Below are 22279 nucleotides of genomic sequence, written 5' to 3'. Positions count from 1 at the left end.
TGCGTTCTGCCGGAGGGAATTCATGGGACAAGGTCAAGGGGTTTGGCGAGGCCGATGCCTTTCCATCGGACGATGCCGAAGCCCGATGGATTTGGCCCGAATTCACCCGGCCCTTCGGGTTTCCGGCTGGCGGCCACCCACTTTGCAAGGCGGCGTCGGACGATGGAAAAGCATCGACCTCGCCACCCTCCGCGTGGATTGTCTCGCCATCCGGGAAACAGAACTGCACCAATATTGTCGCACAAGGCTCTAACCTTCCCAAGGGCCCGAATAGTCCGACAATATATCCTTGATCTCCGGCCGTGGACGTTCCGGCACTTTCTGGGCGCAGGTACCAATATGCACGAAGCCGGTTACCCGCTCATGCGGCGCAAGTCCGAGCAGTGCACGCCCCTTTTCATCGGAAGCGTACCAGTTGCTGATCCAGTTGGTGGCATAGCCAAGCGCGTTGGCCGCAAGGGAAAGCTTCATCGCGGCTGCGCCTGACGACAGGAATTGCTCCCATTCCGGAATATGATGCTCGACTGGCGAGAAAACCACACCGATGACCAATGGCGCGCGGGCAAAGCGCTTCAGTTCCTGTTCGCGGCGCTGCTCGGTCAGCGGACCTTCGCGCTCTTCGGCGAGATCGGCAAGATATTTTCCGACCTGCACACGCGCGTCTCCCCGGTAAAGGATAAAGCGCCAAGGGGTAAGCCGGCCATGGTCTGGCACACGCGAAGCGATCCGAATCATCGTCTGGATTTCATCGTCCGAAGGCGCCGGAAGACCAATGGCAGAGATCGGCGTCGAACTGCGAGTTGACAGGAATTCTATGATCGAATTGGGAGCAGATGTATCCATATTATAAAACGGCGGTCCTGATTTTAAGATGCGCGGACAATGTGGTGGTTTCCGCAGTCAAGTAAAGGTAGCACACTAAGAAAAAGCCTTGAAATTGCCATCGGCTTCGGATCAAACCGTTCCATGGGTGTGTTCCAGATTATTTCACCGGGCGGCAAGTCCCTAAAATGCGCGTTGCTGCTTGCAGTGATGGCGTTTACCAGCATCTCCGGCGTATGGGCGCAGGCGCTCGCTCCCGAATTACCTGATGTCCCGGCGCTAGATATTCCCAACATCCCCAATCTTAAAGGGTACGCCAATCCGAAGGCACCTGCGAACAACCCTTTTGCCAACGAACCGGAACTTGTGCTGTCAGCCAAACTTTCCGATAACGGCCAAGCAATCCCGCGCGGTCTCGTTTGGCGCGTATTCTCGCCGGAGCCCGGCGGCGACGGCAAGCTGGCATTGCTGGCGACTGCCAAGGGCGGAACGACCTCGTTCAACCTTGCTCCCGGAAGCTATCTGGTACACGTGGCTTTCGGGCGTGCTGGCGCGACGAAGCGCATCACCATGACGCGCGCCAAGCGCACGGAAACGATGATACTCGACGCCGGCGGGGTGAAACTCAACGCGACCCTTTCAGGCGGCGGGCGCATACCGCCGGACCAGTTGCGGTTTTCCATCTATGAGGATCACGCGGACCAAAGCGGCGAACGCGCGCTGATCATCCCGGATGTCAAACCGGATAGCGTGGTGCGTCTCAATACCGGTACTTACCAGATCGTCTCCAACTACGGCACCGCGAACGCTGTGATCCGCTCCGATATCCGCGTGGAGGCCGGCAAGATCACCGAAGCCAATGTGGAACACCGTGCGGCCTTGCTGACAATGAAGCTCGTCCGCGAGAGCGGCGGCGAGGCGCTAGCCGATACTGCCTGGTCCGTCCTGACGACTTCAGGCGATATCGTACGAGAAAGTGTCGGCGCCTTTGCTTCGATTGTCCTGGCGGAAGGTGAATATGTCATCATCGCCAAGAACAAGGACCGCATCTACCAGCGCGACTTCAAGGTTGTCGCTGGCCGCAATCAGGATGTCGAAGTGGTCGCATCTGAAGCTGCAAGCTCGCCAGCAACGACGAACCAACCTGCCGAGGGCGAAGAGCCGCTCGATTGATCGCTCTCAGCGAGTCTTGGGCTGCAGCGAGAACACCGCATCGTAAAGATATTCGAGCAATAGCTTGCGGTCTTCCAGCGGCTTCAATTCGTCCCAGCCGATAACCCGGCCGATCCGCACATTGATCGCTTTGCCGGACAATCGGCGGAATTCGCGGATCAGCAGCGAAATGCGCAGCGTCATCGACACTTTGCTCGCGAGATGGAAGAAGCGCCCGTTCTGTCCGCCGAAATAGACCGGAATCACCGAGGCCTTCGCTTGCTGCACCAGCTTTGCCGGAAAAATTTTCCACGGCAAATCCTCTGCCCGGCCAAAGCCCTTGGGCGCGGTTGCAACACCGCCCGCCGGAAAGACGACGATCGTCACGCCTTGCTTCAAGAGCCGCACGGCCTCGTGGCGGGTCGCCATGTTCATCGCCACAGCTTCCTTGGTCTCATCGAAACAGACCGGCAGCGCATAGGGGTGGATTTCCGGCACCTTCATCAGATCATTGTTGATGAGAACACGGAACGGCCGTCCAAGCTGCTCGGCCAAGGCCAATGACGCAATGCCGTCGCCAATGCCAAAGGGATGATTGGCGATGATAACCAAGGGCGTATCGGGCAAATTTTGCGGTGGCCACTGGTCCTGAACGTCGAGACGGATGTTGATCAGATCCATCATGCGACAGAAAACATCTATCCCTGCCGGGACGATGTCGCTTCGCCATGTATTGTAGAGCTGAGCGTAATAGTTGCGGCCGGACAGGCCCTCAATGGAGCGAATAAGCCATTGGGTCAGACGGGTCTGCGTGTCGTTGGCGTAGGAGAGCTCTGGAAACTGCACGTGGACTCCGCAAATATTGAAACGGCTTAGATTTTCTCAGCACAGTATGACAGCGTGATGTCAGACACCTCGCTGTCATATTTCATGCTCACTTGAATTACTCGGCCGCCACGCGCAACAAGTCCGGTGGTGTCGCTTCGCTTCTGAGCTGCTGAATTGCATCATCCAGCTTCAGCGACGTCTGGTTCTGCGAACCAAGACGGCGCATATTGACCGAACGCTCCTCGGCTTCTCGCATACCGCAAACAAGTATAACTGGCACCTTCTGCAAGGAATGCTCGCGCACCTTGTAGTTGATCTTCTCGTTGCGGAAGTCGGTGGTGACCTGCAGGCCGGCGGCCTTCAATTCCTTGGCTACCTGCTTGCCGTACTCATCGGCTTCGGAGGTGATCGTCGCCACGACCACCTGCACCGGTGCAAACCATAGCGGCATGTGGCCGGAATAGTTCTCGATCAGGATGCCGAGGAAGCGTTCCATCGAGCCGCAAATGGCACGATGGATCATGACCGGCTGCTTCTTTTCCGATGTGGAGTCGATGTAGAAGGCACCAAACCGTTCCGGCAGGTTGAAATCGACTTGCGTCGTACCGCATTGCCAGTCACGACCGATAGCATCGCGCAAAACATATTCGAACTTGGGACCATAGAAAGCACCCTCGCCTGGATTGATCGACGTCTTGATCGTGCCGCCCGACTGCTCCTCGATAGTTTTGAGCACTTTGCCCATCACCTCTTCTGCGCGATCCCACAACTCATCCGAACCAACACGTTTGTCAGGACGCGTTGACAGCTTCACCGTGATGCCTTCGAAGCCAAAATCGGCATAGGTCGTCAGAATCAGGTCGTTGATGCGCAGGCATTCCGCCGCCATCTGCTCGTCGGTGCAGAAAATGTGCGCATCGTCCTGCGTGAAGCCACGCACGCGCATCAGGCCATGCAACGCGCCAGAAGGCTCATAGCGATGTACGTTGCCGAATTCTGCAAGCTTTACCGGCAGATCGCGGTACGACTTCAGCCCATGCTTGAAAATCATGACATGGCCGGGGCAGTTCATCGGCTTCAGCGCGAAAACACGCTCGTCATCGGTCTCCTCACCGGCAACCGTAACCTTGAACATACTGTCCCGGTACCAGCCCCAATGACCTGAAGTCTCCCACAGCGACTTGTCGAGCACCTGCGGCGCATTGACTTCACTGTAGCCGTGGCTGTCCAGTCTGCGCCGCATGTAGCTGACGAGGCTTTGGAACATCTTCCAGCCTTTTGGGTGCCAGAACACGACGCCCGGGCCCTCTTCCTGGAAATGGAACAAATCCATTTCGCGGCCGAGACGGCGATGGTCGCGTTTCTCCGCCTCTTCCAGCATATGCAGATAGGAGTTCAGATCGGCATCGTTGGCGAATGCCGTGCCGTAGATCCGGCTCAACATCGGATTGTTGCTGTCGCCGCGCCAATAGGCTCCTGCAACCTTCAACAGCTTGAACGCGTTGCCGATCTGCCCTGTCGAGACCATGTGCGGGCCGCGGCACAGATCGTACCAATCGCCCTGCGAATAGATCTTCAGGTCCTGGCCTTCGGGAATGGCATCGACGAGCTCGACCTTGTAGGCCTCACCCTTCTCGGCAAAAACCTTGCGTGCCTTTTCCCGTGACCAGATTTCCTTGGTGAAAGGCTTGTTGCGGCCAATGATCTCCCGCATTTTCTTTTCGATCACCGGCAGGTCGTCCGGCGTGAATGGCTCGTTCTTGGCGAAATCGTAATAAAAGCCGTTCTCGATGACGGGGCCGATAGTGACCTGCGTCCCGGGAAACAACTCCTGCACAGCTTCAGCGAGAACATGGGCGCAGTCATGCCGGATCAGTTCCAGCGCGCGCGGGTCCTCGCGGGTCAGGATTTCGATCGCACCCGAACTCTGCAACGGATCGGACAAATCACGTACAGCGCCATCGACCGCGTAGGCGACGGCTTTCTTGGCAAGTGATTTGGAAATGGATTCTGCAAGTTCCGCGCCGGTAATGGCAGCGTCATACTCTCGCTTTGAGCCATCGGGGAATTGCATGGATACAGTTTTGGCAACTGTTTGTGACATCGATTTTCTCCTATCCAGTCCCGCCAACGATTGCGGGTGGTATCTAACTCACCGGAAACCGCTCCGGCGGGCGCACTACTAAATGCTGTTTTGTCTGGCGTAAAGTGGGTCGGTGTAAAAGGCAGTGATCTGGGTGCTACCGACGAAGCCGCCAATAGCGCCAGGGCATGTACCACACGAGGCGATCATCTAACATGGTCGGCACCGGATCGAGCCCGTGCGTGCCGCCAGGGCCGCAGCGGACAAACCGGAACAGGCCCATCCAGCCTCCGGCCCACAGACCATAGCGGGCGACGGATTCGTAGGCATATTCCGAACAAGTAGGGATATGGCGGCAGGAATTACCGACGAAGCCGGACAAGGTGAGCTGATAGAGCCTGATCAGCCCTGTTCCCAACAAACGCCCTGGCGTTTTCCGCCACGATCCTTGCCAGTTACGCGAATATTTGCTGACAATCTTCGGCGTATTATCGTGTGCGGGTTGTTTGCACATCAGTCTCAGGCCGCGGCTTCGGCGTTTTTCTTTTCGATCTGGTCAAGGCAGTCGACCACTGCATCAAAGGTCAGCATCGTGGAATTGTGGCGCGCCTTGTAGTCACGCACGGGTTCGAGAAATTTGAGATCTTCAAACCTGCCTTCCGGCGGCGTGCCGTTTTCTTTCAACATCTTGAACATTTTGTCCCGTACGTCCCGCAATTCCTGTGCCGTCGCGCCAACGACATGCCGTGCCATGATGGATGACGATGCTTGGCCCAAAGCGCAGGCTTTCACATCATGGGCAAAATCTGAAACGATGCCGTCCTCTACCTTCAGGTCGACGGTAACGGTCGAGCCACAGAGTTTCGAGTGAGCCGTGGCTGACGCGTCCGGATGTTCGAGGCGGCCGAGCCGCTGGATATTCCCGGCAAACTCCAGAATACGCGTATTGTAAACGTCATTGATCATGATGAATGCCCGTTTTTCGACACAGTGTTCATCGCAAACGCGTCATTGTGCATCGCTTTAACCCTATGAATCCCGATTTCATTCTCTATATAGTATGCGAGAGGACAAGCACAAAGCTGTAAGGCTTGATTTATGTGGTTGTTCGCTGGACGGTTTCAAATGGCCGTTCCACATTCAATACACCGTCCGTTCCGATGGAGCGACTATCGTGTATTGCCGTTTAACTCGTCGCTCCTTTGAGGGCGGCTACGGGAGATCGCGATGGATGCTATAATCAAAGTCCTGCAATCGGCAGCCGCCAAGCAGGATAACACTCGACGTCCCACCCAAGAAGAAGCTGAAGCAGCTGTCCGCACTTTGCTGCTTTGGGCTGGTGATAATCCGGACCGCGAGGGTCTGCTGGATACGCCACAACGGGTGGCAAATACCTACAAGGAACTGTTCTCCGGCTATGCGCAGGACCCGGCAGACGTGCTTGGCCGTACCTTCGAGGAAGTCGCAGGATATGAGGACATGATCCTCATTCAGGACATTCCGTTCTTCTCGCACTGCGAACATCATATGGTGCCGATCATCGGCAAGGCGCATGTGGCCTACCTGCCCGATGGCGAGAAAGTCGTTGGCCTGTCAAAAATTGCCCGCGTTGTCGACATGTTCGCGCATCGCCTGCAGACACAGGAAAGCATGACGGCGCAGATTGCCAATGCAATCCAGAAGTCGTTACGCCCGCGCGGTGTCGCGGTCATGATCGAGGCGGAACACATGTGCATGGCCATGCGCGGCATTCGTAAATCCGGTTCGACCACTACTACGACGACCTTCACTGGTTCATTCAAGATTGAAATCAACGAGCAGGTACGGTTCATGACACTTGTCAGGGGCCGGTAGTTTCCAGAATTGGTATTGATGCCCAACGATTTGTTCTCCGCTTCCCTAAGCGACAAACATGACAACGAAGAAGGCGCGGTGTTTGCACCGCGCTTCGACGCATCTGGACTGATAACCACGGTCGTTACAGATGCCAGGGACGGCCAATTGCTGATGGTCGCTCACATGAATGGTGAGGCGCTAAAACTGACGCTGGAAACCGGGATCGCGCATTACTGGTCGCGCTCGCGCAAATCCCTCTGGAAAAAGGGCGAAACATCGGGAAATCTGCAAACGGTCGTCGAAATGCGCACCGACTGCGATCAGGATGCGCTGTGGCTAAAAGTGTCTGTCGCCGGTGACGGCCTGACCTGCCATACCGGCCGCCGCTCATGCTTTTATCGTCAGATCATCACGACGAATGGAACATCATCATTGGTAATGCAGTTAGAGACAAAGTAGAGGCCACCTAGCCATATGGCCAATAATGGTCGGGAAAGCCTCTATGCCTCGCAACCGCCATCATCGTCTTCTGTAATCCTATTTCCTTGGTTGGCTAAGGGGTCACAATTCCGCAATATTCATCCTTTGGATACCAATACAAAGGAATAATGGAAGAGCAGTGTTTCAGGAGTAAGTGCCATGCTCGAATGGGCATCGCGCCGGATGCGCGCGGTAGAACCGATCGGTATCGATAACAGTCCGGACGTGCCAGCAATCACACCGGAACAGCCTCGCGACAGTAAGACACCGATTGCGCTCGCACTTGGTGGGGGCGCTGCCCGCGGCTGGGCGCACATCGGCGTTTTGCGCGCCCTTGATGAGGCTGGCATCGAAATTTCCATGATTGCCGGAACATCGATCGGCGCCCTTGTCGGCGGTTGCTATCTGAGCGGCAAGCTCGATCAGCTTGAGGATTTCGCCCGCAGCCTCACCAAGCGCGGCATCTTCAGCCTGCTTGATCTGCGCTTTCGCGGCAATGGCCTGTTTGGCGGCATGAAGCTTGACCGCCGTTTGCGCGAACACCTGGAAGAACTGGCTATTGAAGACCTGCCAAAGCGCTTCATTGCCGTGTGCACCGAGATCAACACGGGTCATGAAATCTGGTTGACACGAGGCAGCCTGATCACCGCGATGCGAGCTTCCTATGCCCTGCCTGGCGTGTTTGAACCAGTCGAATGCAACGGTAGAACGCTCGTCGACGGTGCGCTGGTCAATCCGGTTCCCGTCGCGGTCTGCCGGTCCTACGAGCAGCCGCTGGTTGTCGCCGTCAACCTGCATTATGACCAGTTTGGACGCGCCGCTGTCATCAAGCATGCAGCAGAAGCTCCGAACCCCGGCGTGGCCGACGGCGAAGCCCTACGCGCGCAACCGTCCTATTCCAAGCGGCTCGGTATTACCGGCGTCATGATGGAATCGTTCAACATAATCCAGGACCGCATTTCACGTGCACGCATGGCTGGCGACCCGCCTGATATCATGTTGATGCCCAAGATAGGCCATGTCGGATTAGCCGAGTTTCACCGGGCCGACGAGGCGATCAAACTCGGCTATGAAGAAACCATGGCTCGCGTCGCCGAATTGGAGCGCATGCAAAAACTCGTTTTTTGACCTCCTTCAGGCCGTGGCGATGTAGCTGCGAATATCCTCCGACTCGCGCTCCACTTCCTCGATGCGAAGTTTGACGACGTCGCCGATCGAAACGATGCCGTGTAAACGCCCATCTTTTTCAACAGGTAGATGGCGGAACCGGCCTTGCGTCATGATTTCCATGACTTGATTGATCGTGTGGTTCTCGCTGCAAACCTTGACCTTCATGGTCATGGTTTCTGAAATCGGCCTCCACAATGCATCGGCGCCATCGGCGGCGAGCGCCCTGACAACATCACGTTCGGATAAAATACCTTTGACAGCTTGCTTTTGATCGCAAACGACGATCGCACCGATCTTGTGCTTCGCCAACAGGACTATTGCATCGCCGAGCGTCGTTTCCGGTGACGTGCTGAATACGTCATAACCTTTTCGTTCGAGAATCAATCTGACAGTCATGTACATCCTCCTTGCACATTGGCCATCGACCCCCAATACATCCGATGGTCTAGTTATGGTGCGCGTAAGTGCGGCCTATTGCAACCGTTTTGCAATTATAGCATCAGTTCGGGATCTATTCGACTGTTGTCGGGCCGGTCGAACAGGGAAATACCAAAAAAGCCGATAAAGAAGCCGCCAATATGCGCTTCCCAGGCAATAGTCGCAGAACTATCGACGCCGACAGAGAGCATTCCGGTGAGAATATTGGTGATAAACCACACACCGAGGAAGGTCAGGACGGTTCGCATGCGCAGCGCCACGCCGATCGGCAGGATATTGCCGACAAAGGCAGCAGAATTGCGCAAGGTAGAGCGGCGGAAACCGAAGCGCGCCGCAGCGCCCATCATGCCGGAAATGGCCCCGGATGCACCTACCAACGGCACGACGCTGTCCGGATAGACTGCAAAATGCGTCATCACCGCGGCGATCGAGGTTACAATCCAGAACAGCGTCATGCGCAGCGGGCCGACTCGTGCTGCCAAGGGTGAACCAAAAGCCGCCAGCCAGATCATATTGAGCGCGATGTGGGCGATGCTCCCATGCATCAGCGAATAGGTCACGGTTGTCAGCCAGGCGGCCGGTGAAGTGAATCCGCCATATCCTGAAAAACGGGCTGGAATGAAAGCAAAATTCCAGAGAAATTCGCTGTTTTGCTCATCGCTCAGGACATAGGTTTCCAGAACGAAGACAATACCGCATATGGCCATGATGGCCAGTATCACACCCGGAATATTGAAGATCGGCTCGCCCTTTGTGGACCGGTTCCGGGTATGCGCTGGATCGCTCATTCTTGTTCATGACCTTTTTGCTGGTGACGGAACGCTATCTGGTTCGGGTCTCGGGTGCAAAGCCCCATGAACAGAAAAAAGACCGCTCAGTGGGTCTGAGCGGCCTCGAATTTCAGGATAGTTGATCATGCAAACTCTAGTGAAAGCACTATCTCACAATGCAGTAGGCGGCTCAATCGAAACCACTTGTTAACCTTAATCGGGTGCTGCGGTGGAGACTACGCCATCTTTGGTAGCGCCGGCAGATTGTCGGTGACAGAGTCTCCAGGACACGAAGAATCGCGTTGACCTCCGAAAGCAGATGAACCCATGCGGCATGATGGAACAAGTGAGCTTTTTGCTTATTGGAACCGGCTGCGGGGCACCCGTGCCGCACCGGAACGCCGAGAGATAGCACCGGCTTCGATCAGGAAATATCTCGCCGATACCTTTATCGTCCAGGCCATCGGGCCGGGCGAGCCGCGATTCCGGCTGGCCGGAACGCGTATATGCTCGATCTATGGCAAAGAGCTGAGAAACATGTCCTTTGCCTCGCTCTGGCAGACAAAGGACAAGAGCAATATCGCCCGCCTCATCAAGAACAGCATGACGAACAAGTCAGTCGTTCAGATGAATTACGAAGGCAAGAGTACCCGTGGCCGTAAAGCCCTGTTCGAATTGATTCTTTTGCCGCTCGCCAGCGAGGCCAATGAACTGCATCTCATGGGAATGATCATCTCCCTTGGCAGGCCCTTCTGGCTCGAATCGGATGCTATCGTTGAAAGCCGCATCCAGTCGATTTCGATTATCGATCCGCGTCACCCGGCACGCAGTCAACTCGGTGACTCTGTTGTCACGGCTCCAGAAAAGACGGGATCTATGGCCCTGCCCGCGACACGGACGATCATCAGCCGTAAGGTCAGGCATCTGCGTGTGTTCGATGGCGGAAAAATCATCGATTAGGTTAGCAATTTATGACAACCGCAGGTTGCCGTTACCTTCGCATTAAGACTTGTGACGTAATCTATCGTCATCAGACTCTGTCGATTCCAATATCTGGACAGCCTTCATGCAATTATACCGTGACGTTTCGAGCCCCAATCTTGCCGCCGCGGGCAAATACTATAGCGTGAAGGTGCAACTGTATGGTCGCTTCATGCTGGAGGATCGTACCGAGCACGTCTGTCAAATCGATGAAATGTCGCCGGGCGATGTCATTATCACCACCGATGTAATGGCTAACAATGGCGAGCGGGTCATCGCCTATATTGACCATATCGGCCGCGTCGAAGGCACGGTCGAACGGATGGTCAATGGCGGGTTTCTGCTTGCGCTGACCGCGTCCGATCGCAAGAAGAACAAGATTGCCGCGCAACTGACGTGGCTCGCCAATAAACATGAACTGGACATGCCTGAAGACCGGCGTCACCAGCGTATCGCACCGCGCAATCCCATCACGACGCTATCGATGGCCGACGGACGGCAATATCCTTGCCGCATCCTCGACCTTTCCATATCAGGTGCGGCCGTTGAATTGCGCATGCGCCCTGCCCTGAACAGCCAGGTCATTCTTGGCTCTATGCGCGGACGCGTCGTGCGCCATTTCGAGGAAGGCATCGCAATCGAGTTCGCGACCGTGCAAAGCCGCGAGGCAATCGATATCGCCTTCGAAGGCTGAGCCCTTCCTTATCGTAGCAATTTTGATGTCATACGGCGTTCACACAGATCGCGGATGACCGTGTTTCTTTGCGATGCCAAAATAGGCTGCATTCAATTCGGTCCTGACATGCCAAATCTTTATCCAGAAATCGAACCCTACGAAACCGGCATGCTCGATGTCGGCGATGGCAACCGCATTTATTGGGCGGTGTCAGGCAATCCGGACGGGGCGCCCGCCGTTATCCTTCACGGCGGACCCGGCTCCGGACATTCTGCCCGGCTATCGCGCTATTTTGATCCTGCTGCCTACAGGATAATCGCCTTCGACCAGCGCGGTTGCGGACAAAGTTTACCGCATGCCAGTGATCCGGCCACTGATCTCTCGGTCAATACAACCGGTCACTTGTTGCACGACCTCGAACTTCTGCGCCAGCATCTCGGCGTTGATCGATGGCTCGTGTTCGGTGTTTCCTGGGGATGCACATTGGGCCTTGCCTATGCCATACAGAACCGTCGCCGGGTGGCTGCCCTCGTCGCCGTGGGTGTTACCACGACCCGCCGCTGCGAGATCGACTGGTTATACCGTGGCCTGGCGCCACTTTTCCCCGAGCAATGGGCCTGCTTCCGCAATGGCGTGCCTGAGGAGCAACGGGATAGTGATCTTGTCGCTGCCTATTATCAACTTCTCAGAAATCCAGATCCGGCAATACGCGCCAAGGCCGCAAAGAACTGGCACGACTGGGAAGCGGCATCGATCTCTATCGACCCGAATAGCAAGCCATCAGCGAAATGGTCTGAACCCTCTTATCGGATGGCGCGAGCCCGCATTGTGACGCATTATTTCCACCATAATGGATGGCTGGAAGAAGGGATCCTCTTGAGACAGGCTCATACGCTCAACGGGATTCCGGGGGTCATGGTGCAAGGCCGTCTCGATCTTGAAGCGCCACTTGTCACAGCATGGGAACTCTCTCAAACTTGGACGGACGGCAAGCTTGTCATAGTAGATAATGCCAGTCATTCGCCCGCCGATCCCGGCATGAGCGAGGCGATCATTGCTGCAACTGACCATTTTTCCAGCATAATCCGGCGGCCTAGTGCGGACGCATCAGGTCAATTCTAGCCCGTTTCATTGGTTTTTACCTTGGCGCTTCATATCCCGGATATTTTTTTGACGGAATTGCCGCCAAATTCCGGCAAGGTATCGCCCATCCGCAATCAGGCATTAAACCATCATAAAGCAATTAATATTCGGATAAATGAATGCTTAATCGTGTTAAACTTCATTAAATACAATATATATAGCATTTAAATAAAATAGTAATATATATTAATACTTAGTTATAGTCTAATTAGTTTATTTTTTGCTACTAACTTGATTCACATTTACTCATCGACATTTCCGCTCGATCAAACTCTCTCTGTCATTGTCGCCTCAACCGGGGAGACGACGGGAATGATAAGAAACACAATCTTGCTTGGAGCGGCGTTCTTTTTGATGAGCATGACCGCACAAGCCGATTCGAGCACGGCATTCATGAAGACAGGCGGGCGCACCTCTCAGCCGATCGGACATTATGAATTTTGCCAGTCCTACAGAAGCGAATGCAATATAAAGAGCAGCGATGACAGCCCTGCTGCTTTAACGCCGAAGATCTGGAATCTCATGGTTCAGATCAACAGCCAGGTGAACACGCAGATCCAACCCGCGACAGATATGGATATCTGGGGCAAGGCAGAAGTCTGGTCTTATCCGACGACTGTCGGCGATTGCGAAGACTATGTCCTTCTGAAGCGCAAGCTGCTGAACCAGAGCGGCGTGCCGGTCAGCGATCTCCTGATCACCGTCGTTCGCCAGATGAATGGCGAAGGTCATGCAGTTCTCACCGTCCGCACGGATCGCGGCGACTACGTTCTCGACAACCTTGAAGCGCGTATAAAGCCGTGGAACGAAACTAACTACGACTATTTGAAGCGTCAGGCCACGAATAATACCGGAGCATGGGTTTCCATCAATGACGACCGCCAGCTTCTGGTCGGCAGCATCAAATAAGCGCCACACGCGACGTTCAAAGCCGGCCGGATCGAGGCCGGCTTTTTGCTATCCATCGATTTCCATGCCCCGCATGAAGCGCCGGCCGTTCTCGACATAATGTGCGGCTGAAACCCTGAGGCTCTCGATGGCCGCCTCGTCCAAAGTCCGCATGACTCTCGCGGGCGAACCTACGATCAGTGAGTTGTCTGGAAACTCCTTGCGCTCCGTCACGAGCGCCCCTGCACCGACAAACGAATTTTTCCCAATCTTTGCTCCATTCAGTACAATGGCGCCCATACCGATCAGCGAATTGTCGCCGATGGTGCAGCCATGGAGCATGGCGCGATGCCCTATCGTGCAGCCCTCGCCCACGTCGAGCGGGTAGCCCATATCCGTATGCATCACGGTATGTTCCTGGACATTGGTGTTGCGACCGATGCGGATCCACTCGTTGTCGCCGCGGGCCACCACTCCAAACCAGATGTTAGCGTTCTCACCCAGGAATACTTTGCCAACAAGCGTAGCGTCCGGCGCTATCCAATTGGACGCTCGGTGCTCAAATTCCGGTGAATGCCCGTCAAGTATGAAAATCGGCATGGCTGCTCCTTGGATTCGCTCGACAAGCTTAGCGAAGGGCGGGAGGCTTGGCGAGGCCACCTTCACTTTCGATTAACCATAAATCAGCACTTGTTGCGTTAGATTGAATGCAGTTCGCACTTGGTCTGGAAGGTCATGCAGTCTCGAGCACAGAGAATAGAGCCGATTGCTGGCAGCGTGCTCCTGCGACGCGTCTTTTATTCCATTGCAACGCTTGCGCTGTTATCGCTGTGTTTGACCATCGCCGGACATTATCTCGGCCACACGATCTCGCTTGGCGGTCATACGGAAGACGCGACACCCCAGGAAATCGTCGTTGGCAACAATGTGCTGGAATTGCCGGCAAATATGATCCGTTTCGACAAGCAGCGCCGCAACGGCGTTGCCGAGCGCGTCGATCTCTACCTGCATTGGCCGGACATGCTGGGTTACCAGTCTGCGTTCCTGTCGGATTTCAATGGTTCCGGACCGGAAAAACGGCTTCTGTTTCTGACTTTTGAACCGCGAGCCATGTCCGAGGATATGTCAGGGCGATACGGTCCGATTTATAGCACGCTGACCGAGGGTCCCGGTTCCAACGGTCCCGCTGGATTGACAATACAGAAGTTTCGGGCCGACAGCGGCTTCGTCAATGAGGAGCTGATGGTTTCACCGGAACAGGCTGGACACGTACCATTCGTTGCACGCTGTCTTGACGAAGAAACCTCGAAAGCCAACCTTGCATCGTGCCAGCGGGACATATTTCTTGGTGAGGATTTGCAGCTAACCTACCGTTTTCCAAGGGAAATACTGGAAGATTGGCAAAAGTTGGATCAGCAAATTCGGACATTTGCCGAAGCCCATCTCAAAGGGCCGAAGTGACGCCTGTAACGGCGCCACTCAATCAAGAGACTCAGAGATCCATCTCGAGGATTGCCATCGAGAAATTATAGGAGAGTTCGCCTTCGTCCTCATCTTTGTAGATCAGACCGAGAAATTCATCGCCAAGATAGAGTTCCGCCGAGTCATCCTTGCGTGGACGAGCCTTTACAGTGAGTTCCGTATTTCTGAAGGTCCGCTTGAAATAGCTGTCGAGTTTTTTCAGTTCTTCGGGTTTCACGGGAAGTCTCCTGTCGTATGAATTTCAGGCGCTTTTGGCATGCAGAAGTCACCCCTGTAAAGGGTTGATTGCAATTGCGCTTCTACGTGGAGAGCCGCGAAGCCTCGGTTCAATCGAAATTTGTGACGAGCTGATCCATAGCGCGGGAGGGCTCTGCGCAACCGGTTTCGCCTACAATACGTGCCGGAACACCAGCAACCGTCACATTGTGCGGAACAGGTTTTAGCACGACGGAGCCAGCAGCGACTTTCGAGCAATGACCAATCTCGATATTGCCGAGAATCTTGGCGCCAGCGCCTATCAGAACGCCATGCCGGATCTTCGGATGGCGATCACCGGCTTCCTTCCCGGTGCCCCCGAGCGTAACGCCCTGCAAGATAGAGACATTGTCCTCGATGAGCGCTGTCTGACCGACGACGATACCTGTGGCGTGATCGAAGAACACGCCCTGACCGATGGGAACCTGCGGGTTGATATCGGTCTGGAAGACCGAGGATGAGCGGCTTTGCAGATATTGTGCAAAGTCTCTGCGGCCCTCTCTCCAGAGCCAGTGGGCAAGCCGATGGGTCTGGATTGCCTGGAAGCCCTTGAAATAAAGCACCGGCTCGATGAATCGATCGCAGGCCGGATCGCGATCATAAACGGCCTGGATATCGACGCGCAGGACTTGCGACCATGACGGCGTTGCCTCAAACATCGTCGTGAATGTCTGACGCAGCAATTCCGACTCAACATCGGGGTGGTCCAGACGTTGCGAAATGCGATGGATCACGGCCTGTTCGAGCGACTGGTGGTTGAGGATTGTCGTATAGAGGAAGGTTGCCAAGAGCGGTTCGTGACGAACAGCTTCTTCGGCTTCCGCACGAATGGCATGCCAGATCGGGTCCATCTGCTGGACTGATCCGGTCATCTTTATCTGACTGCTTGCGGACATTTCCTCACTCCAGGCATTTGGCCAATATTACTGCTGTAACATGCAACATACGGCAAAAATAATTCCTTGACACTTCAATTTCCAGTGCCAGCAGGACGAGAAATTTTGAAGTTGTGATTGATTTGCCTGAATGTCAGCACCGTCATCCAGCACTGCCATAGCTCAAACGGCATTGTCCTGCAAGGAACGAACGGGCGGTTGCTCATGTTCCATCGCCTGCGCCAGATCGTAATTTGCCTGCAGGGTAATCCAGAATCGCGCCGTGCTGACACCTGCCCGTTCCAAACGGATGGCAAGGTCGGGACTGATTGCTGCGCGGCCGTTGAGCACCCGCGATAGAGCGACGCGCGACATGCTGAGCCGCTCCGCTGCCTCTGTTACCTGAAGTCCGAGCGGCGCAAGCACGTCTTCACGCAAAAGTTCGCCTGGATGCGGCGGGGATTTCATCATTGTTGCAACTCCCTTCAGTGGTAGTCGAGATAGTCGACCATCTCGACGTCAGCACCTACAAATCGAAACGTCACGCGCCAATTGCCGCTTACCCATATCGACCAATGTCCCTTAAGTGCACCTTTCAACGGATGCAGCTTGAACGATGGCAGATTCAAATCATCGGATCCTGCGGCAGCATCGATGGCTGTCAAAATACGGGCAAGTTTGGAAGCATGTGCCACCTGAATGCCACGCGTAGACCTTGACCGATAGAAGATTTCAAGTCCCTTATGGCGGAATCCGATGATCATCAGTGAATGTATCGCGTATCGCTACACGATGCAATCTTAAATCGGGTGGCGTTTCAGGAAATCCAGAACGGCCTGTTTGAATACCTTGTCGCCGACCGCGAGCATATGATCGCGGCCCGGAATATCGATCGCCTCACCGCGCGGCATCAGCGCCGCGAGGTCTTGCGGGTTTCCGCCAATATCGTCCTTGCTGCCGACAGCGACAAGCGTTGGCTGGGTTATCCGCGCCATGTTTTCCGCGCTGATCTCTTCCTTGGAGGTAATCACGCAGGCCGCCAGCGCGATCTTGTCGCTTTTGGTCTTGTCGGCAAACATGCGGAACATTTTTCCACGCGGGTGCGTAATCGCCTCCGGATCGTCGGACATGAGGGCTTCGGCGATCGGAGACCAATCGCCTGCGCCTTCGACCATGCCGATGCCAAGACCGCCAAACACCAGATCGTGCACGCGATTGGGATGTTCCAACGCTAGAAATGCGCTGATGCGGGCGCCCATCGAATAACCCATGACATGCGCTGTCGTGATGCCGAGGTGATCGAGCAGTGCGGCGGCGTCGCCCGCCATGAGCGTCGGTGTGTAGACCGATTTGTCGTGCGGTTTGTCGGATTGGCCATGCCCGCGATTGTCGATGGCGATGGCCCGGTACCCTGCAACCGTCAGTGTCGGTATCCAGCCAGGTTGAACCCAATTGTAGAAGGAGGACGAGGCAAAGCCATGGATGAGCAGGACGGGTTCGCCCTCGCCCTCATCCAGATATGCGAGCTTCAGTCCGTCATTGTCGAAAAACTTCATTGTTGGATCCGTTAGTGCGCAACCGCCTCGATAGCGGGATGCCGCACCTTGTCGCCGATTGTCAAGCCGAGACGCTTCGCGGTTCCGGCTTTGACCTCGACAACGAAACGCACCGGACCGCCCGACGAAATGATCGAACGGGAAAACGGCACCGCATTTTCACGAATGGCGAAAATACGGCCAATGTCGTCTAGGAAGAGCATGTCGAGCGCGGAGGGCGTATTTTCCATCCACATGGTGACAAGGCGGGTGTCGTCGAAAACAAACAGCATGGCGCTGTTGTCCTTGAGATCGGTGCGGAACATCAGGCCGCGCTCGCGCTCCTCATCCGTATCGGCAATTTCCACCTGGAACGGAATGTCGCCTTTGGCGCTGTTGACCGTCAGCGGCGTGTAGTCGATAGGAAGGTGCATCGGCGCCTGATCGAGCGCCAGAGCCGGGAGCGCTGAAAACAGCAGAAAGGCAACGACGGCGAGAACTGATTTCAGGCGATCCATCGATGGAGCTTCAGTGCGAGGCAGGCAGTTGCGTGCCGATGTCGGGATGAATTTCAGAGGCCATCAGACCCTTTTCGCCATGGCCAAAGCGGATCAATACAACCTGGCCCGGACGCAATTCGGTCAGGCCGAAGTGCCGAAGCGTTTCCATATGGATGAAAATATCCTCGGTCCCCTCGCCGCGCGTAAGGAAGCCGAAACCCTTGGTGCGGTTGAACCACTTGACCAGGACACGCTCCAGCCCGCTTGAAGGAGTTACTGTCACATGCGTGCGAACAGGCGGCATTTCAGTCGGGTGAACCGCCGACGCATTATCCATGGATTTGACACGGAAGCACTGCATGCCGCGTTCGCCCTGCTTCACTTCGCAAACGACGCGGGCGCCTTCCAACGCGGTTTGGAAACCGTCCCGGCGCAGGCAGGTAACATGAAGAAGAATGTCGGGCAGATCAGAATTGTCGGGAACGATGAAACCGTATCCCTTGGCCACATCAAACCATTTTATCGCACCCGAAACCTCGATAAGGTCCAAACTATCGCTTATACCTTCATCGTCGGGGGAACGCTGGGCTGATACTGGTCTGTCAGACATGAAGCGAAGCCCCTCCTCTCCTGCGAGGTACTGATTCTCTGCTTGAAGAATAACACCTGTCCAACACCGAAGAGCAAGTATGATCTGCATGTTTTGTTGAAAACTACACGTAAAACGCGTGTTTATCCTCAGCGACGTGCCCGCGCCTACATCACAAGTTTGTGGAGCTAAACAGGAAGTGTTACGAAAGTCCGACGGCGTTCAAACTGGGCAGCATTGCCGGTTGCCGTCGACTTTCAAACCCCATGAAAGAAATCAAAGGCAAAAGATGCGCTATCTTCACACAATGGTCCGTATCCGTGACATCGATAAGTCACTGGATTTCTATTGCAACAAATTCGGTCTGGAAGAGGTTCGCCGCACCGAAAACGAGAAAGGACGCTATACGCTGATCTTTCTCGCGGCGTCGGAAGACAAGGCCAGATCGGCTGCAGAGCGGGCTCCCGAGCTCGAATTGACCTACAATTGGGACTCGGAGGAATATACCGGCGGTCGCAATTTTGGCCATCTCGCCTATGTCGTCGATAATATATACGAAACATGCCAGGACCTGGCAGACAAGGGCGTCGTCATCAACCGGCCGCCGCGCGATGGCAACATGGCCTTCATCCGCTCACCCGATGGTATCTCGATTGAGCTTATCCAGAAGGGCCCTGCGCTACCGCCGCAGGAACCCTGGCTGTCGATGCCGAACACCGGCACCTGGTAAAAAGTTCAGTTCGCGGACTGCAACTTCTGCGCGTACTTGTGCACCGCTCTGCGGCGCTCGGGTACGCGCAAGACAAATTCCTTCCCCGCGCCGCCCTCTCCTGTTATCAGAAATGACAAAACGAGGAGGACGCCATGAAGGATGTGCTGATCGAGCTTGAACGCCGCAGGAACATTGCGCGCGAAGGTGGCGGCAAGGTGCGGATCGAGGCGCAACACAAGCGCGGCAAGCTCACGGCACGCGAACGCATCGACATTTTTCTGGACGAAGGCTCGTTCGAGGAGTTCGACATGTTCGTCGAACACCGCTCGACCGATTTCGGCATGGAAGAGACGAAATTCGCCGGCGATGGCGTCGTCACCGGCTGGGGAACCATCAATGGCCGGACAGTTTTTGTATTCGCCAAGGACTTTACGGTTTTTGGCGGCTCGCTTTCAGAGGCTCACGCCGAGAAGGTCCAGAAGATCCAGGATATGGCATTGCGCAACCGCGCGCCGGTGATCGGGCTCTACGACGCCGGCGGTGCGCGCATTCAAGAGGGTGTGGCGGCGCTCGGCGGCTATGCCGAGATTTTTCAGCGCAATGTACTCGCCTCCGGCGTGATCCCGCAAATCTCCGTCATCATGGGCCCTTGCGCCGGCGGTGATGTCTATTCGCCTGCCATGACAGACTTCATCTTCATGGTGCGCGACACGTCCTACATGTTCGTGACCGGTCCGGATGTAGTGAAGACGGTTACCAATGAAACAGTGACGGCAGAACAGCTCGGCGGCGCATCGATCCATACCACCAGGTCGTCCATTGCCGATGGTGCTTATGACAATGATGTTGCCGCACTCCTGCAGATGCGCCGCCTGATCGATTTCCTGCCTGCATCCAACACGGCCGAAATTCCCGCAATCGAGTGCTATCAGTCGATAGATGAAATGGACTTCTCGCTGGATCGGCTGGTGCCGGACAATGCCAACAAGCCCTACGATATCAAGGAATTGATCCGTAAAACCGTGGATGAAGCCGATTTCTTCGAGATCCAGGAGAGTTTTGCGAAAAACATCGTTGTTGGTTTTGGCCGTATCGAAGGCAGCACGGTTGGCATCGTCGGCAATCAGCCTATGGTTCTGGCGGGCGTTCTCGACAGCGACGCCTCACGCAAGGCAGCGCGCTTCGTCCGCTTCTGCGACTGTTTTAACATCCCGATCGTTACATTTGTCGACGTTCCAGGCTTTCTTCCGGGGACCGCGCAGGAATATGGCGGGCTGATCAAGCATGGCGCCAAGCTGCTCTTCGCCTATGCCGAGGCAACCGTACCAAAGATCACCCTGATTACCCGCAAAGCCTATGGCGGTGCCTATGACGTGATGGCTTCAAAACACCTGCGCGGCGATATCAATTACGCTTGGCCGTCCGCTCAGATCGCCGTGATGGGCGCCAAGGGGGCCGTCGAGATCATCTACCGGAAAGATATTGGTGACGTGGAAAAGATCGCAGCGCATACGAAGCGCTACGAGGATCGTTTTCTTTCGCCGTTTGTTGCTGCCGAGCGCGGTTATGTCGACGAAGTCATCATGCCCCATTCGACCCGCAAGCGGATCTCAAGGGCACTGCGCATGTTGCGCAACAAGGATCTCGAAAATCCCTGGAAGAAGCATGATAATATTCCGCTTTGACAGCGTGTTATGATTTGAGAGATGGATCATGGTTTCAGCGGCGGAAGCTGAAACCACCATTGGATTCCCGCAAAATCTGGGAAATCGTGCGCTTGTCGCAAGGCTCGCTCAACTTCTTGGTCGCCTTGACGATCGTCTTAACAGTGGCCACTTGTGCCATCTTCAATACATTTGTTTCATTTGATGATGATGTATCTTTGGTTATTGTTATCATTCTTCGAACACCCTCCATTAAAACCGCTCTCTACGCGAGCAATCCTTAGAGCAATCGGATTTATATTCCGTTGCACTGCACACTATGTATGAAAACTAAACCGATTTAACAAATCACTATTTGTATCCGATTTTGACTTCTATTTGAATGAAACCAATGGATTGGAAAAAGGTTCCACGTCCCTTGGCACAAAATGGCTATTCGTTTCAAATCGCCATGCTGCAGCGCAATACTTATGTTCACTTATGTAAAAAACTTTGCGGAAAATTGCGTACCCAGCGATTGGGTTCATTGGTGAAGCCACGCGGGCAAATCCTCCGCAGCGCCACCGAGTATTATCTTTCTTTACGAAAGAACCTTGCCAAGAAAGGCCCGCATCACCCTGTTGAATTGCTCCGGCCTTTGCAGCGGCGCGAAATGGCTCACGCCGGGCAGGAGGATTAATTCCGCGCCGGGAATACTCCGAGCGAGATATTCGGCGTGTTCTGGCTTGATAAATTCATCACGCTCGCTTTGTACGATCGCGACAGGCGCATGGATATCAGCCATGTCGGGCGCAGAATAGTTGGGCTCGGTTTTCATCATCAGGCTGACCGCTTCGACAAATGCCTTGAATTGATCCGGCGTGGCCGACAGCTGGGCGTAGTCTTTGGCGTGCCGGCTGAAACATCGGTCGATGACCGGACTGGGCATAATTTCCTTTGTGCCGCTGGGATCCATGTTGCAGCCAAAGAAGAATACACCCGCAATACGCGCGGGGGCTTTCATGGCGAGGATCAATGCGATGCACGCGCCGTCGCTCCAACCGACGACGGCTGCCTTATCGAGATGCAGTGCGTCCATCACGGCTAGAACGTCGGACGCCATCAACTCATATGTAAAAGGCCGCAAATCGCGTGTACTGCGGCCGTGTCCGCGGCTATCAATGAGCACGGCGCGATACCCGGAGCCGACCAGCATTGGAACCTGATAACCCCAATTACCGCTATGGCCGAGACCACCGTGCAGCAAGATCACCGGAGAGCCGGACCCGTATGTCGCGTACCATATCCGAGCGCCTTCGTGATCCACGTAGCCTTGATCGCTTGTGACCGGCAAGGGCGCGGCACCGTGCGCTTCGAAATTCTTGAGGTCGTCGTCGTTTGATACCATTTTCAAACAAAGC

General features: G+C 55.1%; 27 protein-coding genes. 11 read left to right on the top strand and 16 right to left on the bottom strand.

Annotation, left to right across the window (positions count from 1 at the left end):
• Positions 1 to 249: 249 nt before the first annotated feature.
• Positions 250 to 843 (bottom strand): nitroreductase family protein, encoded by a 594-nt coding sequence (locus ACSQ3H_RS14880; protein WP_436117759.1) that lies wholly within the window; start codon positions 841 to 843, stop codon positions 250 to 252.
• Positions 844 to 966: 123 nt separating this feature from the next.
• Here ACSQ3H_RS14880 and ACSQ3H_RS14875 point away from each other — a divergent pair, with 123 nt between their 5' ends.
• Positions 967 to 1995, top strand: coding sequence for a hypothetical protein (locus ACSQ3H_RS14875; RefSeq protein ID WP_436117758.1), 1029 nt, complete (start codon positions 967 to 969; stop codon positions 1993 to 1995).
• A gap of 6 nt (positions 1996 to 2001) precedes the next feature.
• Here the strand turns inward: ACSQ3H_RS14875 and ACSQ3H_RS14870 are convergent, their stop codons facing one another.
• The 4 genes from ACSQ3H_RS14870 to ACSQ3H_RS14855 all read right to left on the bottom strand — a co-directional run bounded on the left by ACSQ3H_RS14870 (position 2002) and on the right by ACSQ3H_RS14855 (position 5851).
• Positions 2002 to 2820, bottom strand: coding sequence for a lysophospholipid acyltransferase family protein (locus tag ACSQ3H_RS14870; RefSeq protein ID WP_436117757.1), 819 nt, complete (start codon positions 2818 to 2820; stop codon positions 2002 to 2004).
• Positions 2821 to 2917: 97 nt separating this feature from the next.
• Positions 2918 to 4906 carry a threonine--tRNA ligase gene (gene thrS / locus ACSQ3H_RS14865; protein ID WP_436117756.1) on the bottom strand — a complete coding sequence of 663 codons (1989 nt, stop codon included), beginning with the start codon at positions 4904 to 4906 and terminating at the stop codon, positions 2918 to 2920.
• A gap of 136 nt (positions 4907 to 5042) precedes the next feature.
• Positions 5043 to 5399, bottom strand: coding sequence for a membrane protein insertion efficiency factor YidD (gene yidD / locus ACSQ3H_RS14860; RefSeq protein WP_436117755.1), 357 nt, complete (start codon positions 5397 to 5399; stop codon positions 5043 to 5045).
• A 5-nt stretch (positions 5400 to 5404) separates the two neighbouring features.
• Positions 5405 to 5851 carry an iron-sulfur cluster assembly scaffold protein gene (locus ACSQ3H_RS14855; RefSeq protein ID WP_436117754.1) on the bottom strand — a complete coding sequence of 149 codons (447 nt, stop codon included), beginning with the start codon at positions 5849 to 5851 and terminating at the stop codon, positions 5405 to 5407.
• Positions 5852 to 6112: 261 nt separating this feature from the next.
• Here ACSQ3H_RS14855 and folE point away from each other — a divergent pair, with 261 nt between their 5' ends.
• The 3 genes from folE (at position 6113) to ACSQ3H_RS14840 (ending at position 8329) form a co-directional block, all read left to right on the top strand.
• On the top strand, positions 6113 to 6739 hold the full coding sequence (gene folE, locus ACSQ3H_RS14850) for a GTP cyclohydrolase I FolE (RefSeq protein ID WP_436117753.1): 627 nt from the start codon (positions 6113 to 6115) through the stop codon (positions 6737 to 6739).
• A gap of 18 nt (positions 6740 to 6757) precedes the next feature.
• The gene (gene hisI, locus ACSQ3H_RS14845; RefSeq protein WP_436117752.1) at positions 6758 to 7180 is read left to right on the top strand and encodes a phosphoribosyl-AMP cyclohydrolase; all 423 of its coding nucleotides are present in this window, start codon (positions 6758 to 6760) and stop codon (positions 7178 to 7180) included.
• A 180-nt stretch (positions 7181 to 7360) separates the two neighbouring features.
• The gene (locus ACSQ3H_RS14840) at positions 7361 to 8329 is read left to right on the top strand and encodes a patatin family protein (protein ID WP_436117751.1); all 969 of its coding nucleotides are present in this window, start codon (positions 7361 to 7363) and stop codon (positions 8327 to 8329) included.
• Between the two features lie 6 nt (positions 8330 to 8335).
• Here ACSQ3H_RS14840 and ACSQ3H_RS14835 read toward each other — a convergent pair whose 3' ends face one another.
• Together ACSQ3H_RS14835 and ACSQ3H_RS14830 are read right to left on the bottom strand one after the other, a co-directional pair.
• Entirely contained in the window at positions 8336 to 8767 is a 432-nt protein-coding gene (locus ACSQ3H_RS14835) for a CBS domain-containing protein (RefSeq protein ID WP_436117750.1), read from the bottom strand.
• Between the two features lie 95 nt (positions 8768 to 8862).
• Complete coding sequence (locus ACSQ3H_RS14830; RefSeq protein ID WP_436117749.1) at positions 8863 to 9597, bottom strand: rhomboid family intramembrane serine protease; 735 nt, start codon at positions 9595 to 9597, stop codon at positions 8863 to 8865.
• A gap of 309 nt (positions 9598 to 9906) precedes the next feature.
• Here ACSQ3H_RS14830 and ACSQ3H_RS14825 point away from each other — a divergent pair, with 309 nt between their 5' ends.
• The 4 genes from ACSQ3H_RS14825 to ACSQ3H_RS14810 all read left to right on the top strand — a co-directional run bounded on the left by ACSQ3H_RS14825 (position 9907) and on the right by ACSQ3H_RS14810 (position 13288).
• On the top strand, positions 9907 to 10539 hold the full coding sequence (locus tag ACSQ3H_RS14825) for a PAS domain-containing protein (RefSeq protein ID WP_436117748.1): 633 nt from the start codon (positions 9907 to 9909) through the stop codon (positions 10537 to 10539).
• Positions 10540 to 10645: 106 nt separating this feature from the next.
• Entirely contained in the window at positions 10646 to 11254 is a 609-nt protein-coding gene (locus ACSQ3H_RS14820) for a PilZ domain-containing protein (protein WP_436117747.1), read from the top strand.
• A 108-nt stretch (positions 11255 to 11362) separates the two neighbouring features.
• On the top strand, positions 11363 to 12358 hold the full coding sequence (pip, locus tag ACSQ3H_RS14815; RefSeq protein WP_436117746.1) for a prolyl aminopeptidase: 996 nt from the start codon (positions 11363 to 11365) through the stop codon (positions 12356 to 12358).
• 333 nt (positions 12359 to 12691) lie between these two features.
• Positions 12692 to 13288 carry a transglutaminase-like cysteine peptidase gene (locus ACSQ3H_RS14810; RefSeq protein ID WP_436117745.1) on the top strand — a complete coding sequence of 199 codons (597 nt, stop codon included), beginning with the start codon at positions 12692 to 12694 and terminating at the stop codon, positions 13286 to 13288.
• Positions 13289 to 13336: 48 nt separating this feature from the next.
• Here ACSQ3H_RS14810 and ACSQ3H_RS14805 read toward each other — a convergent pair whose 3' ends face one another.
• On the bottom strand, positions 13337 to 13867 hold the full coding sequence (locus ACSQ3H_RS14805) for a gamma carbonic anhydrase family protein (protein ID WP_436117744.1): 531 nt from the start codon (positions 13865 to 13867) through the stop codon (positions 13337 to 13339).
• A 135-nt stretch (positions 13868 to 14002) separates the two neighbouring features.
• On the opposite strand from ACSQ3H_RS14805, the gene ACSQ3H_RS14800 reads away from it, so the two are divergent.
• Entirely contained in the window at positions 14003 to 14728 is a 726-nt protein-coding gene (locus ACSQ3H_RS14800; RefSeq protein WP_436117743.1) for a hypothetical protein, read from the top strand.
• Between the two features lie 31 nt (positions 14729 to 14759).
• On the opposite strand, the gene ACSQ3H_RS14795 is transcribed toward ACSQ3H_RS14800, so the two are convergent.
• The 7 genes from ACSQ3H_RS14795 to ACSQ3H_RS14765 all read right to left on the bottom strand — a co-directional run bounded on the left by ACSQ3H_RS14795 (position 14760) and on the right by ACSQ3H_RS14765 (position 18524).
• Positions 14760 to 14966, bottom strand: a complete 207-nt coding sequence (locus tag ACSQ3H_RS14795) for a DUF3126 family protein (protein WP_099999261.1) — start codon at positions 14964 to 14966, stop codon at positions 14760 to 14762.
• A gap of 109 nt (positions 14967 to 15075) precedes the next feature.
• Complete coding sequence (cysE, locus tag ACSQ3H_RS14790) at positions 15076 to 15900, bottom strand: serine O-acetyltransferase (protein ID WP_436117742.1); 825 nt, start codon at positions 15898 to 15900, stop codon at positions 15076 to 15078.
• A 162-nt stretch (positions 15901 to 16062) separates the two neighbouring features.
• A complete protein-coding gene (locus ACSQ3H_RS14785) occupies positions 16063 to 16350 on the bottom strand; it encodes a HigA family addiction module antitoxin (RefSeq protein WP_436117741.1) in 288 nt (95 codons plus the stop codon).
• Between the two features lie 14 nt (positions 16351 to 16364).
• Positions 16365 to 16643 (bottom strand): type II toxin-antitoxin system RelE/ParE family toxin, encoded by a 279-nt coding sequence (locus ACSQ3H_RS14780; RefSeq protein WP_436117740.1) that lies wholly within the window; start codon positions 16641 to 16643, stop codon positions 16365 to 16367.
• 36 nt (positions 16644 to 16679) lie between these two features.
• Complete coding sequence (locus ACSQ3H_RS14775) at positions 16680 to 17435, bottom strand: alpha/beta fold hydrolase (RefSeq protein WP_436117739.1); 756 nt, start codon at positions 17433 to 17435, stop codon at positions 16680 to 16682.
• A gap of 11 nt (positions 17436 to 17446) precedes the next feature.
• Entirely contained in the window at positions 17447 to 17932 is a 486-nt protein-coding gene (locus ACSQ3H_RS14770) for a DUF192 domain-containing protein (RefSeq protein WP_436117738.1), read from the bottom strand.
• 10 nt (positions 17933 to 17942) lie between these two features.
• Positions 17943 to 18524 carry a cold-shock protein gene (locus ACSQ3H_RS14765; protein ID WP_436117737.1) on the bottom strand — a complete coding sequence of 194 codons (582 nt, stop codon included), beginning with the start codon at positions 18522 to 18524 and terminating at the stop codon, positions 17943 to 17945.
• Positions 18525 to 18792: 268 nt separating this feature from the next.
• Here ACSQ3H_RS14765 and gloA point away from each other — a divergent pair, with 268 nt between their 5' ends.
• Positions 18793 to 19233: a lactoylglutathione lyase gene (gene gloA / locus ACSQ3H_RS14760; protein WP_436117736.1), complete on the top strand. Its 441-nt coding sequence runs from the start codon at positions 18793 to 18795 to the stop codon at positions 19231 to 19233.
• Positions 19234 to 19367: 134 nt separating this feature from the next.
• Positions 19368 to 20900, top strand: a complete 1533-nt coding sequence (locus tag ACSQ3H_RS14755; protein ID WP_436117735.1) for an acyl-CoA carboxylase subunit beta — start codon at positions 19368 to 19370, stop codon at positions 20898 to 20900.
• Between the two features lie 559 nt (positions 20901 to 21459).
• Here the strand turns inward: ACSQ3H_RS14755 and ACSQ3H_RS14750 are convergent.
• The gene (locus ACSQ3H_RS14750; RefSeq protein WP_436119458.1) at positions 21460 to 22266 is read right to left on the bottom strand and encodes an alpha/beta fold hydrolase; all 807 of its coding nucleotides are present in this window, start codon (positions 22264 to 22266) and stop codon (positions 21460 to 21462) included.
• Positions 22267 to 22279 lie beyond the last annotated feature (13 nt).

This window comes from Phyllobacterium sp. LjRoot231, from assembly GCF_964253365.1.
Taxonomy (GTDB): Bacteria; Pseudomonadota; Alphaproteobacteria; order Rhizobiales; family Rhizobiaceae; genus Phyllobacterium.
The sequence above is the reverse complement of the archived record's forward strand: the minus strand, read 5'-3'. Positions and strand labels throughout refer to the sequence as shown.